Source organism: Sphingobium soli, from assembly GCF_020782245.1.
GTDB lineage: Bacteria > Pseudomonadota > Alphaproteobacteria > Sphingomonadales > Sphingomonadaceae > Sphingobium > Sphingobium soli.
The window spans coordinates 224,204-238,282 of record NZ_JAJGNP010000003.1; the positions used below are offsets into that span (position 1 = coordinate 224,204).

At 64.1% G+C, this 14,079-nt stretch carries 15 protein-coding genes; 8 read left to right on the top strand and 7 right to left on the bottom strand.

The genetic code is table 11. From position 1 onward, the window contains the following. Positions 1-32: 32 nt before the first annotated feature. The 4 genes from LL253_RS05765 to LL253_RS05780 form a co-directional block, all read right to left on the bottom strand. Positions 33-455 carry a 23S rRNA (pseudouridine(1915)-N(3))-methyltransferase RlmH gene (locus tag LL253_RS05765; RefSeq protein WP_228226510.1) on the bottom strand — a complete coding sequence of 141 codons (423 nt, stop codon included), beginning with the start codon at positions 453-455 and terminating at the stop codon, positions 33-35. A gap of 47 nt (positions 456-502) precedes the next feature. Next, positions 503-892: a ribosome silencing factor gene (rsfS, locus tag LL253_RS05770; protein WP_228221330.1), complete on the bottom strand. Its 390-nt coding sequence runs from the start codon at positions 890-892 to the stop codon at positions 503-505. A gap of 71 nt (positions 893-963) precedes the next feature. Further along, entirely contained in the window at positions 964-1,593 is a 630-nt protein-coding gene (locus LL253_RS05775; protein WP_228226511.1) for a nicotinate-nucleotide adenylyltransferase, read from the bottom strand. Positions 1,594-1,635: 42 nt separating this feature from the next. Then, positions 1,636-2,454 carry an inositol monophosphatase family protein gene (locus LL253_RS05780; RefSeq protein WP_228226512.1) on the bottom strand — a complete coding sequence of 273 codons (819 nt, stop codon included), beginning with the start codon at positions 2,452-2,454 and terminating at the stop codon, positions 1,636-1,638. A 66-nt stretch (positions 2,455-2,520) separates the two neighbouring features. Here LL253_RS05780 and LL253_RS05785 point away from each other — a divergent pair, with 66 nt between their 5' ends. Both LL253_RS05785 and LL253_RS05790 read left to right on the top strand, forming a co-directional pair. Further along, positions 2,521-2,961, top strand: coding sequence for a VOC family protein (locus LL253_RS05785; protein WP_228226513.1), 441 nt, complete (start codon positions 2,521-2,523; stop codon positions 2,959-2,961). Between the two features lie 66 nt (positions 2,962-3,027). After that, positions 3,028-3,264 carry a hypothetical protein gene (locus LL253_RS05790; protein WP_228226514.1) on the top strand — a complete coding sequence of 79 codons (237 nt, stop codon included), beginning with the start codon at positions 3,028-3,030 and terminating at the stop codon, positions 3,262-3,264. A 92-nt stretch (positions 3,265-3,356) separates the two neighbouring features. On the opposite strand, the gene LL253_RS05795 is transcribed toward LL253_RS05790, so the two are convergent. Then, positions 3,357-4,292, bottom strand: coding sequence for a ribose-phosphate pyrophosphokinase (locus LL253_RS05795; protein ID WP_009823171.1), 936 nt, complete (start codon positions 4,290-4,292; stop codon positions 3,357-3,359). Between the two features lie 133 nt (positions 4,293-4,425). Here LL253_RS05795 and LL253_RS05800 point away from each other — a divergent pair, with 133 nt between their 5' ends. Together LL253_RS05800 and gltX are read left to right on the top strand one after the other, a co-directional pair. Beyond that, positions 4,426-6,087, top strand: coding sequence for an NAD+ synthase (locus LL253_RS05800; protein WP_228226515.1), 1,662 nt, complete (start codon positions 4,426-4,428; stop codon positions 6,085-6,087). 15 nt (positions 6,088-6,102) lie between these two features. Next, positions 6,103-7,431, top strand: coding sequence for a glutamate--tRNA ligase (gltX, locus tag LL253_RS05805; protein ID WP_228226516.1), 1,329 nt, complete (start codon positions 6,103-6,105; stop codon positions 7,429-7,431). Positions 7,432-7,469: 38 nt separating this feature from the next. Here the strand turns inward: gltX and LL253_RS05810 are convergent, their stop codons facing one another. Further along, positions 7,470-8,219 carry an alpha/beta fold hydrolase gene (locus LL253_RS05810; protein WP_228226517.1) on the bottom strand — a complete coding sequence of 250 codons (750 nt, stop codon included), beginning with the start codon at positions 8,217-8,219 and terminating at the stop codon, positions 7,470-7,472. Between the two features lie 475 nt (positions 8,220-8,694). Between LL253_RS05810 and thiL the strand changes: the two genes are divergently transcribed. Further along, entirely contained in the window at positions 8,695-9,606 is a 912-nt protein-coding gene (gene thiL / locus LL253_RS05815) for a thiamine-phosphate kinase (RefSeq protein ID WP_228226518.1), read from the top strand. A gap of 6 nt (positions 9,607-9,612) precedes the next feature. Here thiL and LL253_RS05820 read toward each other — a convergent pair whose 3' ends face one another. After that, positions 9,613-9,852, bottom strand: coding sequence for a hypothetical protein (locus LL253_RS05820; RefSeq protein ID WP_228226519.1), 240 nt, complete (start codon positions 9,850-9,852; stop codon positions 9,613-9,615). Between the two features lie 195 nt (positions 9,853-10,047). Between LL253_RS05820 and LL253_RS05825 the strand changes: the two genes are divergently transcribed. The 3 genes from LL253_RS05825 (at position 10,048) to bioD (ending at position 14,063) form a co-directional block, all read left to right on the top strand. Continuing rightward, positions 10,048-12,171 carry a sodium-translocating pyrophosphatase gene (locus LL253_RS05825; protein ID WP_009823165.1) on the top strand — a complete coding sequence of 708 codons (2,124 nt, stop codon included), beginning with the start codon at positions 10,048-10,050 and terminating at the stop codon, positions 12,169-12,171. A gap of 156 nt (positions 12,172-12,327) precedes the next feature. After that, positions 12,328-13,452 carry an 8-amino-7-oxononanoate synthase gene (locus LL253_RS05830; protein WP_009823164.1) on the top strand — a complete coding sequence of 375 codons (1,125 nt, stop codon included), beginning with the start codon at positions 12,328-12,330 and terminating at the stop codon, positions 13,450-13,452. After that, positions 13,449-14,063, top strand: coding sequence for a dethiobiotin synthase (bioD, locus tag LL253_RS05835; RefSeq protein WP_228226520.1), 615 nt, complete (start codon positions 13,449-13,451; stop codon positions 14,061-14,063). Before LL253_RS05830 ends, bioD begins: the two co-directional genes overlap by 4 nt. Positions 14,064-14,079 lie beyond the last annotated feature (16 nt).

Genomic DNA, 14,079 nt, shown 5'->3' on the forward strand with positions numbered 1-14,079 from the left:
GACTAGGCAAGATGGCGGCATCTGTCGACCCGTCAGCCTTCGCGGTGATAGGGATGACCGGCCAATATGGAGGAGGCGCGCCAGAGCTGTTCGGCCAGCATGGCCCGTGCCATCATGTGCGGCCAGGTCATGGCGCCGAATGCGATCAGCAGGTCGGCATTGGCGCGTTCTGCGTCGTCGAACCCATCCGCCGCGCCGATCAGGAACCGGCATTCGCGCGTACCAGCATCTCGCCAGCCTTCGATTCGGCGGGCAAAATCCATGGAACCAAGTTGCTTGCCCTTTTCATCGAGCATGACCGTCGCTGTGCCGGCAGCGACGGGCGGCAGCTTGCCGCCCCGGTCCGGCATTTCTGTAACTCGATAAGGCATTGTCAACCGCCTGAGATAGCGGTCGACAAGCTCGGCTTCGGGCGATCGCCCGATCTTGCCGCGCGCAATGATGTGGAGAAGCATCGGCGTCTCCTAGCCGATCATCGCGTCGCTGTCGAAGCGTCCAAGTCTCAGGCGTTGCCCGCGACCGGCGCGTCGACAAAGCCCCACATCCGTTCCAGATTGTAGAAGCTGCGCACTTCGGGTCGGAACAGATGCACGATGACATCGCCCGCGTCGATCAATACCCAGTCGGCGACCGGCAGACCTTCGACGCGTGCCGAGCGGCCGGTTTCCTTCTTGATCTTTTCGGCAAGGTGCTGGGCCATCGCCGCTACCTGACGCGACGAACGGCCACTCGCGATCACCATGTGATCGGCGATGCTGCTTTTGCCTTCAAGGGGAATGGAGATGGTTTCCTGCGCCTGGTCGTCGTCGAGCGACTGCATGACAAGGGCGTGCAGGGCGGCCACGGATTCGGCGCTGGAGGCCGTATCGTTGGCAGGGGCGGCGTTGGTCAATTATACTCCAATCTTCAGTGAACGCATTTCCGAGCCGGACGCCCGCCTGCGGCGGTTCTCCTCGAAATGCTTCATACGACATACCGGCGCGTGAGCGGGTCGCGCACACGCGTTGCTTCATATTCGCGATGCCAGAGGGGGTCCGCCTGCCGCAGCAGGGTCGCCGATCTTGGATCAGGGCGGAAGCGCAATAGCACGAGCGCCGGCACTCTCCAATTCGTCCAGTCTGCACTCTGGCGCGCGGGCCGGACGAAGCGCCGCAGCCAGCTCATGGCCTCAGAGCCATGGGCGACTGCATCATAGCCCGGCCGGGCGATCACCGCAATGGGCATTAGATGGGCGATGCCGCGCCAGTTTTTCCACTGGCTGAATTGCGCCAGATTGTCGGCGCCCATCAGCCAGATGAAATCGTGGCGTGGATAGCGCAGGCGCAGGGCGCGTAGCGTATCGATGGTGTAGCGGGTGCGCAATTGCCGCTCGATGGCGGTGGCGCGGATCGGCGCGCGGCGCGCGACCTTGCGCGCATGGGCGAGGCGCGCGGGCAGCGGAGCCATGCCCTTGGTGGGTTTCAGAGGATTGCCCGGCGATACCAGCCACCATATTTCGTCCAGATCAAGCGCGTCTCGCGCAAAGAGCGAAATAGCCCTGTGCCCGCCATGCGCCGGATTGAAAGAGCCGCCCAGCAGGCCGATGCGTGTCATCCCTACGATCTGCCAGCCCGCGCCCGATGCGGCAACCGCACGTCAGCCGTGATCGTGATGATGGCCATCGCCTGCGCCATGAATGGCCTCCAGCACATCCTCCAGCCGGGCCGGATCACCAAGCGCCAGAACATGCCCTTCGCTTTTCGAGGTCAGCGGATCGCCATTCCAGTCGCACATCACCCCGCCTGCCCCGTCGACCACCGGGACCAGCGCTGCAAAGTCATAGCTTTGCAGGCCCGATTCGATGACGATGTCCAGAAAGCCGGACGCAAGCAGGCCGTAATTATAGCAATCCCCGCCATAGACCGGCCCTTGCCGTGGCGCGCCGCCCGACACCGCCGCGACCAGCGCCATATAATGCGGAACGTCGCCGTCGGCGAACAGGTGCGGGCTTGTGGTCGCGATCCCTGCGCCCTCCAGGCCGCGGCAGGCCCGCGTGCGAACCGGCTTTCCGTTGAAGGTGGTGGACTGTCCGCTCATCCCTGCCCAGCGTTCGCGTGCGATGGGCTGGTCGATGATGCCGATCGTCGGCCAGCCGCTTTGGGTCAGAGCGATCAGCGTGCCGAATATCGGCCGCCCCGCAATGAAGCTGCGCGTGCCGTCGATCGGATCGAGGATCCAGACCCGCTCGGCATCGGTGCGAACCGATCCATATTCCTCGCCGATGATGCCGTCATCGGGGCGTTCCCGCTCCAATATCGCGCGTATCGCGGCCTCGGCGGCGCGGTCGGCCTCCGTCACCGGCGACTTGTCCGCCTTGATCTCCATGTCATAGCGGGTGCGGAAGAAGGGACGAATCGCTTCTCCGGCGGCATCGGCAAGGCGGTTGGCGAGGGCCAGGTCGTCGCGGGTCGTCATGGCGGCATGCCTAGCTGTTGATCCCGCTTTGCGCTACCCTCCTGCGACAATCGCAAGGAGAGGACAATGCCCGGTTCCCCCGTCATTCCATGCCTGCGCTATGCCGATGCGCCCGCCGCTATCGCCTTTTTGTGCGATGCCTTCGGGTTTGAACGTCATGTCATCTATGCCGATGATCTGGACCACAGCATCATTCATCATGCGCAACTGACATTGGGCGAAGGGATGCTGATGCTGGGCAGTGTCAGGGATGGGGAGAGCGAATCGCTCTACACCTGGTCCACCGTTCGCGATCTGGGCGGCACCACCGCTTGTGTCTACATGGTCGTGGAGGACGTCGATGCGCATTGCCTGCACGCCCGCAATGAGGGCGCGGTCGTGGTCGATGAACCGCATGACAATCCTGGCTATCCCGGGCGCGGCTACACAGCCCTCGACCCCGAAGGCAATGTCTGGAGCTTTGGTAGTTTCGATCCCTGGGCGCCGCTTCAGGGTGGCGGCGATTAAGTTTATCGAAACCCCGCCGTCCTACCCTTGGGGTCTGCAAGGAAGTGCATGGCCTAGGGGGACTGCATGGCGCTGATTGGCTGGATATTGAGCTTCACCTGCTTGTTCGCGGGGCTGGCGCTGCGCCAGGATCTGCCGATTGGCGGATCGGTGACGATTTCCAACCTGCTGATCATCTTCGCGCTGCTGGCCTGCCCGATCGTCTGGCGGGAATTGCCGATCGGCGTTTCGCGCAGTCAACGAATCATCGCCGGCCTGGCACTGGTTTTTGCCCTGCCGATCATCCTGTTCCCGACGCACTGAGCCACCGCGCGGCACGGCCTCCGTCGAACAGGCTGCAGACCGAAGAGTCCGGTCGATCGATCCCCCGGATCGACCGCCAGCCTATTCGCCGTTCAGTCGAACAGGCTGGAAACCGAACTTTCGTCGGCGATGCGCTTAATGGCTTCGCCCAGCAGCGGCGCGATGGGCAGGTGGCGGATATGCGTTGCGGTGTTCACCGCGTCCGTGCCCTGGATCGAATCGGTAATGACCAGTTCCAGCAGTTCCGACGCCTCGACCCGCGCGACTGCGCCGCCCGACAATACGCCGTGGCTGACATAGGCGATGACATCTTCTGCCCCTTCGGCCTTCAACGCCGCGGCCGCATTGCACAGCGTGCCGGCCGAATCGACGATATCGTCGATCAGGATGCAGAACCGGCCCTTCACGTCGCCGATGATGTTCATGACTTCCGATTCGCCCGCGCGCTCGCGCCGCTTGTCGACGATGGCGAGCGGGGCATTGTCCAGTCGCTTGGCCAGCGCCCGGGCGCGCACCACGCCGCCGACGTCCGGCGACACGACGGTGATATTGCGGTCAGCGAACCGGGCCTGGATGTCGGCCGACATGACCGGCGCGCCGAACAGATTGTCGGTTGGAATGTCGAAAAAGCCCTGGATCTGCCCGGCGTGCAAATCGACCGACAGAACACGATTGGCGCCCGCCGTGGTGATGAGGTTGGCGACCAGTTTGGCGCTGATCGGGGTGCGGGGACCGGGTTTGCGATCCTGCCGGGCATAGCCGAAATAGGGCACGACCGCCGTGATGCGCTTGGCCGACGCGCGCTTCAGCGCATCGATCATGATCAGCAATTCCATCAGATTGTCGTTGGTCGGATAGGCGGTCGACTGGATGACGAACACGTCCTCGCCGCGCACATTCTCGTGGATTTCGACGAAAACCTCTTCATCGGCGAAGCGGCGAACGCTGGCGTCGGTCAGGGGGATTTCGATATAATCGGCGATGGCGGCCGCAAGCGGCTTGTTGGAATTGCCGGTCATGAGCTTCATGGCCAAAACCCCCAGACTTTAGATGACGTGACGAAATGAGGACGCTGCGCGAGACGCGGCCCCTTTAGCGGGGGGAGCCTGTGGTGGAAAGGCGCTTTTGCGCCTTTGGGTAAAATGCACTAGGGCGCGCGCCATGACCGACAAACTCGTGATCGCGCTTGCGCAGATGACCCAGTCCGTGGGCGACCTCAAGGCTAACGCCGACGCCATGCTGGAATGGCGCGCGCGGGCGAAGGGGGCTGACCTGATCGTCTTTCCCGAGTTGCAGCTGATCGGTTATCCGCCCGAGGATCTGGTGCTGAAACCCGCTCTGGTCACGCAGGCCGATTATCAGCTTGACCGGATGGCGCAGGAAACCGCCGATGGCGGCCCGGCCATGCTGGTGGGCACGGTGGTTGCCGCGCAGGGTGTGCTCTTCAATGTCGTTGCCCTGCTCGACAATGGTGCCGTCACGACGGTGCGCGCCAAGCGGGAGCTTCCCAATTACGGCACGTTCGATGAAAAGCGGCTCTTCGCGCCCGGACCGCTGCCCGCGCCCATCGATTTTCGCGGGGTGAAGATCGGCGTGCCGATTTGCGAGGATATCTGGTTCCCCTTCGTCACCGCACATCTGCGCAGCGAAGGCGCGGAAATCCTGATCAGCCCCAATGGCAGCCCGTTCGAAGTCGACAAGGACGATCGTCGACTGAACGCGGTCGCCGGCACGAGGGTGCGCGAAACCGGCCTGCCGCTAGCCTATCTCAACCGGGTGGGCGGACAGGATGAGCTGGTGTTCGATGGCGCGTCCTTCGTCATGAATGCCGATCTTTCCATCGCGCAGCAGCTGCCCGACTGGGAAGAGGCGCTTGTTCTGACGCAGTGGGAGAAGTGGGATGGCCAATGGGTCTGCCTGCCCGGCGACAGGCATGAACTCGATCCGCGTCCGGCGGATATCTACAACGCCATGGTGCTGGGGCTGCGCGATTATGTGAACCGCAACCGTTTTCCTGGCATAGTGCTGGGCCTGTCCGGCGGAATCGACTCTGCGCTTTCCGCCGCCGTCGCGGTCGATGCACTGGGCGCGGACCGCGTCTGGTGCGTGATGATGCCCTCGCGCTTCACCAGTCAGGACAGTCTGGACGATGCCGTCGCATGTGCGCGCTTGCTGGGCGTGCGCTACGATATCATTCCGATCGAGCCGGCGGTGGGCGCGTTCGACGCCATGCTGGGGCCGGTCTTTGACGGGCGCGCGCCCGACCTGACCGAAGAAAATCTCCAGTCCCGCATCCGCGGCGTGACCCTCATGGCCCTGTCCAACAAGTTCGGGCACATGCTGCTGACCACCGGCAACAAGAGCGAGATGTCGGTCGGCTATGCGACCATCTATGGCGACATGGCCGGCGGCTATTCGGTGCTCAAGGACGCCTACAAGACGACGGTGTTCGACCTCAGCCGCTGGCGCAACGCCCATGTCCCATCGCTTGGGGCGGGCATGGGACCGGCCGGCTCCGTGATGCCCGAACGCGTCATCACCAAGCCGCCCAGCGCCGAACTGCGTCCCGACCAGCGCGATGACGACAGCCTGCCGCCCTATGAGATACTCGATCCCATTCTCTACGGCCTGGTCGAGGAGGAATTGTCGGTCGATGACCTTGTCGCGCGCGGTTTTGAAAAAGAGACGGTCGCCCGGATCGAGCGGCTGCTCTACGTCGCTGAATATAAGCGTCGCCAGGCGCCGCCCGGTGTCAAGCTGGGCATCCGCAATTTCGGCCGCGATCGCCGCTACCCCATCACCAATGCGTTCCGCACCATCTAAGGCGGCAGAAAGCCCATGACCGTCATCACCCGCTTCGCCCCGTCGCCCACCGGCAACCTCCATGTCGGCAACATCCGCGCCGCGCTCCACAACTGGCTGTGGGCGCGCAAGTCCGGCGGCACGTTCCTGCTGCGCCTCGACGACACCGATCTTGAACGCTCGCGCGCCGAATATGCCGATGCGATCAGGGCTGATTTGCAATGGCTCGGACTTCACTGGGACGGCGTGGAGAAACAATCCGATCGTTTCGCCCTTTATGAGGCCCGGTTCGAGGCGCTCAAGGCCTCCGGCCATGTCTATCCGGCCTATGAAACGAGCCAGGAACTGGACCTGCGTCGCAAGATATTGCTGGGGCGTGGCCTGCCGCCGGTCTATGATCGCGCTGCGCTGGCGCTTACGCCTGAGCAGATCGCCGCCAGTGAAGCCGAAGGGCGCGCGCCCCACTGGCGTTTCAAGCTGGACCATGATCAGCCGATCGTCTGGACCGACCTCATTCGCGGCGAACAGCGTTTTGACCCGAAACTCCTGTCCGATCCGGTGATCCGCCGTGCCGATGGGTCTTGGCTCTATATGCTGCCGTCGGTGATCGACGATATCGACATGGGAGTCACCCATGTCCTGCGCGGCGAGGACCATGTGTCCAACACCGCGACCCAGATTCAGATGTTTGCAGCGCTAGGCGCGCCGCTACCGCATTTCGCGCATGAAGCGTTGCTGACCGGCAGCGAAGGTAAACTGTCGAAGCGCCTTGGCTCGCTGGGCGTCGCCCATTTTCGCGAGATGGGCCTGGAGCCCATCGCGATCGCGGCGCTGCTGGCTCGGCTCGGTTCCTCTCAGCCGATCGAGCCCTTTGCCGACATGCAACCGCTGATCGAAAGTTTCGACTTCGCGCATTTCGGCCGCGCGCCGGCGCGCTTCGACGAGGGCGAACTGGCGGCCCTCAACCAGAAAATCGTGCATCAGTTTTCCTATGCGGCAGTGGCCGATCGCCTTCCGGACGGCATGGATGCGGCGGCGTGGGACGCGATCCGGCCCAATCTCGAAACGGTGGCGGGGGCGGCCGACTGGTGGCGGATCGTCACCGGACCGATTGACGCCCCCGAAGTGGAAGAGGGCGATCGAGATTTCCTGGCCACGGCCCATCGCATCCTGACCGATGCGCCCTTCGACGCGGACATCTGGCGGACGCTGACCGGTGCGCTCAAAAACGAAACCGGCCGCAAGGGCAAGACGCTCTTCCTGCCGCTGCGCCGCGCCCTCACGGGCCTCGACCATGGCCCGGACATGGCGCAATTATTGCCGCTGATCGGCAGGGATCAGGCATTGACGCGACTGGCCGGGTAATGATGGAGTAGCTTACGGCTCTCGCCGATGACGCCGCCTCAGCCGCGCGTCGTTTCCAGTGCCCTGGCGACGGCCAATATGCCTTCGGGCGAAGCCGCGAAGCCCATATGGGTGCAATCGACCTCAATTGCGGCGTCCCGTTCCCCTGCGCGTCCTCTGGCGCATTCAGGCAGGATCACCCCGTCGCGACGGGACCATAAAGCGACCGTGGGAACAGGCGGCTTGTCTTCACGCGTACAGGGGAAAGGCGGGCGATCGACAGGGAAGCCCGACACCAGCTGATAGAGTCGCCAGGCATGATTGGCGCGCGGATCCCCTGAAAAAGGCGTACCCATCGTCACCACGCCGCCGACCTTTTCCGTCGCGAACTTGGCATATTCCCGCGCGTAAAGACCGCCCAGACTCCAGCCCACCAGCGTCACCGGCGCACCGGTTTCCTTGCGGATCGCATCAACGCGGCGGTCGATCTGCTCCAGGCTGTCAGGGCGCGGCCCCATATTGCGGCCCATGCCCCAGTCATGCGCCTGATAGCCGCCAGCGGTCAAAATATCGCGCAGCCATCCCATGCGCCGTTCCGACGCCATCAGGCCGGGGATCAGCAGCACATGACGCCCGTCGCCCCTGATCCGACCCGCCAGCGCGGCAGCTTGCGCCTGCGTTCGTTTGAGGTCGAACGGCAGCGACAAATTGCCGAGCAGATGGTTGAGCGATGGCAATTCGGCCGGACGTGGTCCGTCCGCCAGACGGTCCTTCCAGAAATTGCTGACAGCATAAACGTAAGGCGGCACAGAGATAACATTCCAGAAAAGGGCGACTGCCCGAACATGACATTATCGTGACAAACGCCGCTGCCGTCCATCAGTTTCATCGCTTGCGACCAACGGTTTGCCTCAGCCTTGGGCGAGCCCACAGGGGGCAGGGTTCCTTCGGGCAACGCTCCAGGCCATCGCCGCGCCGCCCGCTGAGGCGAAAGGACCAAGACACAGCGCCAACTCCATCATAACACCGGTCGCCGTCCAGCGACGAAATATAAGCAACCGGGTGAGGCCAGGATTTGCAGCTTTGCGAGTAATTCGGGCCGGTGATTGATGATCAGGAGCACGCATCCTGGGGACAAGGGTCCGCTTGGTCCAGGGAAGGGCGTCATTATCGTCACGCTTCACAACGCTGCCACCAACAGTTTGAAAGCCTCCATCCAGCGCATCCCCCGCTCGCCCTTTCCGCCATGGTCTTGTCCGCGCCCATGCCTTAGAAAGCGAGGCCATGTCCGATGAATATGCATTCCTGAAAATGTTACGAAGTCGTATCGTTCATGACGGCGCGCGCGGTTTATTCGATGACGTGGCTGTGTTGCCCGTGGGCGACTCGCGCCTTGTCCTCACCAGCGACACGATCGTGGAGGGCGTGCATTATCTACCCGCCGATCCGCCCGCCGATATCGGCTGGAAACTGGCGGCGGTCAATCTGTCGGACCTCGCGGCCAAGGGCGCGCGGCCGGTGGGCTGTATGCTCAATTATGCGCTGTCGGGCGATGCGGCATGGGACGCAGCCTTTCTTGATGGGCTGCACGAGGCGCTGGACCGCCACGCCATGCCGCTGCTGGGGGGTGATACGGTCAGGATGCCGGCGGGATCGGCGCGCAGTTACAGCCTTACTGCCATGGGTGAAGCGACAGGGGCCATGCCCAGTCGCTCCGGCGCGCAGGCTGGTGATCGCCTTTTCGTAACAGGGCCGGTCGGCGATGCGGGCATTGGCCTTGAATTGGCCCGCTCTGATCCAACCGCGTCCGGACCGCTGGTCGACGCCTATCGCCGGCCCCGCCCGCGTCTGGCCGAAGGGACATTGCTCGCCCCGTTTGCAACCGCGATGATGGACCTGTCGGACGGTCTGCTGATCGACGCGGCGCGCATGGCGCAGGCCAGCGATGTCGCCATCACCATCGATCATGTCCCGCTGTCGCTGGCGCTCGAAAAAGCGCGCGGGGCGAGCACTGCCGTCCAGATTGCGGCCGCACGAGCGGGCGATGACTATGAACTGCTCTTCGCTCTGCCGCGTGGCGCTACGCCTCCTGTGCGCGCCATTCCCATCGGCTATGTGTCGTCCGGCACAGGCCTGACGCTGATGATCGACGGCGCGGCGGTGCCTTTGCCTGGACGGCTAGGATGGGAACATTGACCTAACTCAGGTCAATGGTCCGTTTGAAGCTGCCGACGCGGTCATCTGCGCCGGCGTGGGGTCGCGCTTTTCCGGGCTATCCTTGTGTTGCTGCCACTCTTTGGCGCAGGCTTTGCGCTCTTTACCAAGCATCAGGTCGATATGGCGACCGGTGAGACGAGCGTGCGCGAAGACCCGATTGCGCCTGAGCTCTGATACGGCAGTTTCGCCTGCGCCCTTCTTCCCGTCCATCTTGACGCGCGCCATCGCGCCTGTAGCTTGATCGCCGCCTATTCCTCAGCCCGTTGGAAGGCACGTGCCATGCGTGACGCCCGATGCTGATTGACGCGGAGCCCGACGCCGAACCCGTTTCGTCCGGCCGCCCGCCCTTGCGCCCTTCGTTCGCCCGTCATTCCCTGCGGAGCGGCCGATGACAGCAACAACAGGGGGAGAGGATCAAGCATGGAGATAGTCTTTATCGCCATAGGATGCGGCCTGTTGGCCGTGCTCTACGGCCTTTTCACCGCGCGGCAGGTGCTGGCCGCGTCACCGGGAGACGCCACGATGCAGGCGATCGCCGGCGCGATACAGGAAGGAGCGAAGGCCTATCTGGGGCGGCAATATAGCACCATTGCTGTTGTCGGCATCGTTGTCGCGGTGCTGGTCGCGCTGTTTCTTGGGCTGACGTCCGCCATCGGATTTCTGATCGGCGCGATCCTGTCTGGCGCGGCCGGTTTCATCGGCATGACCATTTCGGTGCGCGCCAATGTCCGCACCGCCGAAGCGGCGCGTACGTCCTTGCAGAGCGGCCTGACCGTCGCCTTTCGCGCGGGTGCGATCACCGGCATGCTGGTGGCGGGCCTGGCGCTGCTGGCGATCAGCGGCTTTTTCTGGTTCCTGACCGGGCCGGCGGGCCATGCGCCCGACGACCGGTTGGTCATCGATTCGCTGGTCGCGCTGGCCTTTGGCGCGTCGCTCATTTCCATCTTCGCGCGGTTGGGCGGCGGCATCTTCACCAAGGCGGCCGATGTCGGCGCGGACCTGGTGGGCAAGGTGGAAGCGGGCATTCCCGAGGATGATCCACGCAACCCCGCCGTCATCGCGGACAATGTCGGCGACAATGTGGGCGATTGCGCCGGCATGGCGGCCGACCTGTTCGAAACCTATGTCGTCACCGTTGGCGCGACCATGGTCCTGACCGCGCTGCTGGTGACGGGCGTGGACAATGGCTTCCTCATGAAGCTGATGGGCCTGCCGCTCATCGTCGGGGGGCTGTGCATCATCACGTCGATCATCGGCACCTATATGGTGCGGCTGGGACGGTCCCAGTCGATCATGGGCGCGCTCTACAAGGGCTTCTGGACCACCGCCATCCTATCGATCCCGGCTATTTACCTGGCGACCAACTGGGTGCTGGGCGATATGACTACGGTGTTCGGCGCCGATCTGGATGGCGTGGGCGGTTATAGCGGCATGGCGCTGTTCTGGTCGATGATGGTCGGGCTGGGCGTCACCGCGCTGATCGTGTGGATCACCGAATATTATACCGGCACCAACTATCGCCCGGTCCGCTCCATCGCCAGGGCGTCGGAAACCGGCCATGGCACCAATGTCATTCAGGGGCTGGCGGTCAGCCTGGAGGCGACCGCGCTGCCGACCCTGGTGATCGTCGTCGGCATCATCCTGGCCTATCAGGCGGCGGGCCTCATCGGCATTGCCTTTGCCGCGACCGCGATGCTGGCGCTGGCGGGTATGGTGGTGGCGCTCGACGCCTATGGCCCTGTCACCGACAATGCCGGTGGCATAGCCGAAATGAGCCATATGGACGAAACGGTGCGGGTGAGGACCGACGCGCTGGACGCAGTCGGCAACACGACCAAGGCGGTGACGAAGGGCTATGCGATCGGGTCCGCCGGGCTTGCCGCGCTGGTGCTGTTCGGCGCCTATACCGAAGATCTGAAATTTTATAATTCAGCGCTGGGCCTGACCGCGCCGGTCGATTTCAGCCTGTCCAATCCCTATGTGATCGTCGGGCTGCTGCTGGGCGCATTGATGCCCTATCTGTTTGGCGCGATGGGGATGACCGCCGTCGGCCGCGCGGCGGGCCATGTGGTGAAGGATGTGCGCCACCAGTTCGCCACCGACCATGGCATATTGCGTGGCGAATCGCGGCCCAACTATGCGCGCACCGTGGACTTGGTCACACGCGCCGCCATCCGCGAGATGATCGTGCCGTCTCTGCTGCCGGTGCTAGCCCCGATCGTCGTCTATTTCGCGATCGCGGCGGTGGCGGGCATTGCCAATGGCTTTGCCGCGCTGGGCGCGCTGTTGCTCGGGGTGATCGTGTCAGGGCTGTTTGTCGCCTTGTCGATGACGTCGGGTGGCGGCGCATGGGACAATGCCAAGAAATATATCGAGGACGGCAATCATGGCGGCAAAGGCAGCTTCGCTCATCTGGCCGCAGTGACCGGCGACACGGTGGGTGATCCCTACAAGGACACCGCTGGCCCGGCGGTCAACCCGATGATCAAGATTACCAACATCGTCGCGCTGTTGTTGCTCGCGGCGCTGGCGCATGGGGGATGATCGGATAGGCTGACTGGCAATCGCCAGTATTTGCTGAATGTGCCGGCCCCTTGCACTGACGGGGCCGGCACGTTTTTATGGCAGGACGCGCACCCTTGCTGCACCTGCGCAGCGGCTTGCTTGCCCCCCTTTCCGGGCGCGCCTATAGCCCGCGCCATGACTGCCGAACCCTTCCGGTCCCAGCTTGCCGCGCTGGAACAACGCGGGCGCCTGCGCCGGCTTTCACCCCGCGCCGGGCGCGATTTTGCGTCCAACGATTATCTTGGCCTGGCTGGCGATCCGATGATCGCGCAGGCGGTGGCCGATGCGGTCGCGCGCGGCGTGCCGCTGGGGTCGGGCGGATCGCGTCTGCTGCGCGGCAATGCGCCCGAACATGAAGGGCTGGAGGCGAAGGCGGCTGACTTTTTCCGTACCCAGGCTTCCTTGTTCCTGGCCAATGGCTATGTGGCCAATCTGACGCTCCTGTCCGCCCTGCCGCAGCGCGGCGACCTGATCGTGGCGGACGAACTGGTGCATGCCAGCGTCCATGACGGCATCCGCATGAGCAAGGCGAGCGCGGTGTTCGCGCGCCATAATGATGTGCAGAGCTTTGCCGACCTGATCGCCGCCTTCCGCGCAGAAGGGGGCAAGGGCCGGGTGTGGATCGCGGTGGAAACGCTTTATTCGATGGACGGCGACATGGCGCCGCTGGCCGACCTGGCCAAGCTCGCCGCCCGGCATGAGGCGATGCTGCTACTGGATGAAGCGCATGGCACCGGCGTGTTCGGCCCATCGGGCCGGGGGCTGTCGGCGGGGCTGGACGGGCTGCACAATGTGGTGACGCTCCACACTTGCGGCAAGGCGATGGGGGCGGAGGGCGCACTGATCTGTGGCCCGCGCATCCTGATCGACTATTTGGTCAATCGCGCCCGGCCCTTCATTTATTCGACCGCGCCTTCGCCACTGATGGCGGTCGCCGCCGCCGCCGCGCTTGACCGGATCGAGGCAGCGGACAATCGCCGCGACCGGCTTTCCACGCTGCGCCAGGATGCCGCCGAAGCGATTTGCGCGCCGCTCGGCCTGCCGCGCCCCCGCAGCCAGATCATCCCGGTCATTCTTGAAGATGACGCCCGCACCATGGCGACGGCCGCCGCCTTGCAGGAAGCCGGATTCGACGTCCGCGGCATTCGCCCGCCCACGGTGCCGGCGGGCACCAGCCGATTGCGCATTTCGCTTAGCCTTAATGTCGGTCGCAACGATGTGCTGGCGCTGGGGGATGTATTGCGGGGCCAGATGCGATGACCGTTTTTGTCGTCACGGGAACGGATACCGGCATCGGCAAGACGGTGTTCGCCGCTGGGCTGGCCGGCGCGCTGGGCGCCTGTTACTGGAAGCCGATCCAGGCCGGCGTCGATCCGGAAGGGGACAAGGAAACCGTCGCCGCCCTGTCTGGCCTGCCTGCCGAGCGCATCTTGCCCGAAGCCTATCGCCTCGCCACGCCCGCCTCCCCACATTTGGCCGCACGGATCGACGGGGTCGACATCCGGCTCGACCGGCTGGCACTGCCGCGCGTCGATGGGCCACTGGTGGTCGAGGGGGCAGGCGGGCTGATGGTGCCGATCAGCGAGACGATGCTGATGATCGACCTGTTTGCCCATTGGGGCCAACCCGTCATCCTGTGCGCGCGCACCGCGCTTGGCACCATCAACCACAGTCTGCTCAGCATCGAGGCGTTGCGCGCCCGCGACGTGCCGATCGCAGGCATTGCCTTCATTGGCGACGAACATGCCGAAAATGAGCGGATCATTCCCGCGCTGGCCAAGGTGCCGGCGCTGGGCCGATTGCCGATGCTGGCCGAAATGACCCCGGACGCGCTGGCGCACGCCTTTGCTCGGCACATCAACCTGCCATAATTTTCGACCAACGACA

Bases quoted from the DNA above. Each gene is read 5' to 3' on its own strand.
- LL253_RS05795 (WP_009823171.1), bottom strand. From the start codon at position 4,292: ATGAAGCTCATGACCGGCAATTCCAACAAGCCGCTTGCGGCCGCCATC.
- LL253_RS05820 (WP_228226519.1), bottom strand. From the start codon at position 9,852: ATGGCGCGCGTCAAGATGGACGGGAAGAAGGGCGCAGGCGAAACTGCC.
- LL253_RS05780 (WP_228226512.1), bottom strand. From the start codon at position 2,454: ATGACGACCCGCGACGACCTGGCCCTCGCCAACCGCCTTGCCGATGCC.
- LL253_RS05825 (WP_009823165.1), top strand. From the start codon at position 10,048: ATGGAGATAGTCTTTATCGCCATAGGATGCGGCCTGTTGGCCGTGCTC.
- thiL (WP_228226518.1), top strand. From the start codon at position 8,695: ATGTCCGATGAATATGCATTCCTGAAAATGTTACGAAGTCGTATCGTT.
- gltX (WP_228226516.1), top strand. From the start codon at position 6,103: ATGACCGTCATCACCCGCTTCGCCCCGTCGCCCACCGGCAACCTCCAT.
- LL253_RS05830 (WP_009823164.1), top strand. From the start codon at position 12,328: ATGACTGCCGAACCCTTCCGGTCCCAGCTTGCCGCGCTGGAACAACGC.
- LL253_RS05785 (WP_228226513.1), top strand. From the start codon at position 2,521: ATGCCCGGTTCCCCCGTCATTCCATGCCTGCGCTATGCCGATGCGCCC.
- LL253_RS05790 (WP_228226514.1), top strand. From the start codon at position 3,028: ATGGCGCTGATTGGCTGGATATTGAGCTTCACCTGCTTGTTCGCGGGG.
- LL253_RS05765 (WP_228226510.1), bottom strand. From the start codon at position 455: ATGCTTCTCCACATCATTGCGCGCGGCAAGATCGGGCGATCGCCCGAA.
- LL253_RS05800 (WP_228226515.1), top strand. From the start codon at position 4,426: ATGACCGACAAACTCGTGATCGCGCTTGCGCAGATGACCCAGTCCGTG.
- LL253_RS05775 (WP_228226511.1), bottom strand. From the start codon at position 1,593: ATGACACGCATCGGCCTGCTGGGCGGCTCTTTCAATCCGGCGCATGGC.
- bioD (WP_228226520.1), top strand. From the start codon at position 13,449: ATGACCGTTTTTGTCGTCACGGGAACGGATACCGGCATCGGCAAGACG.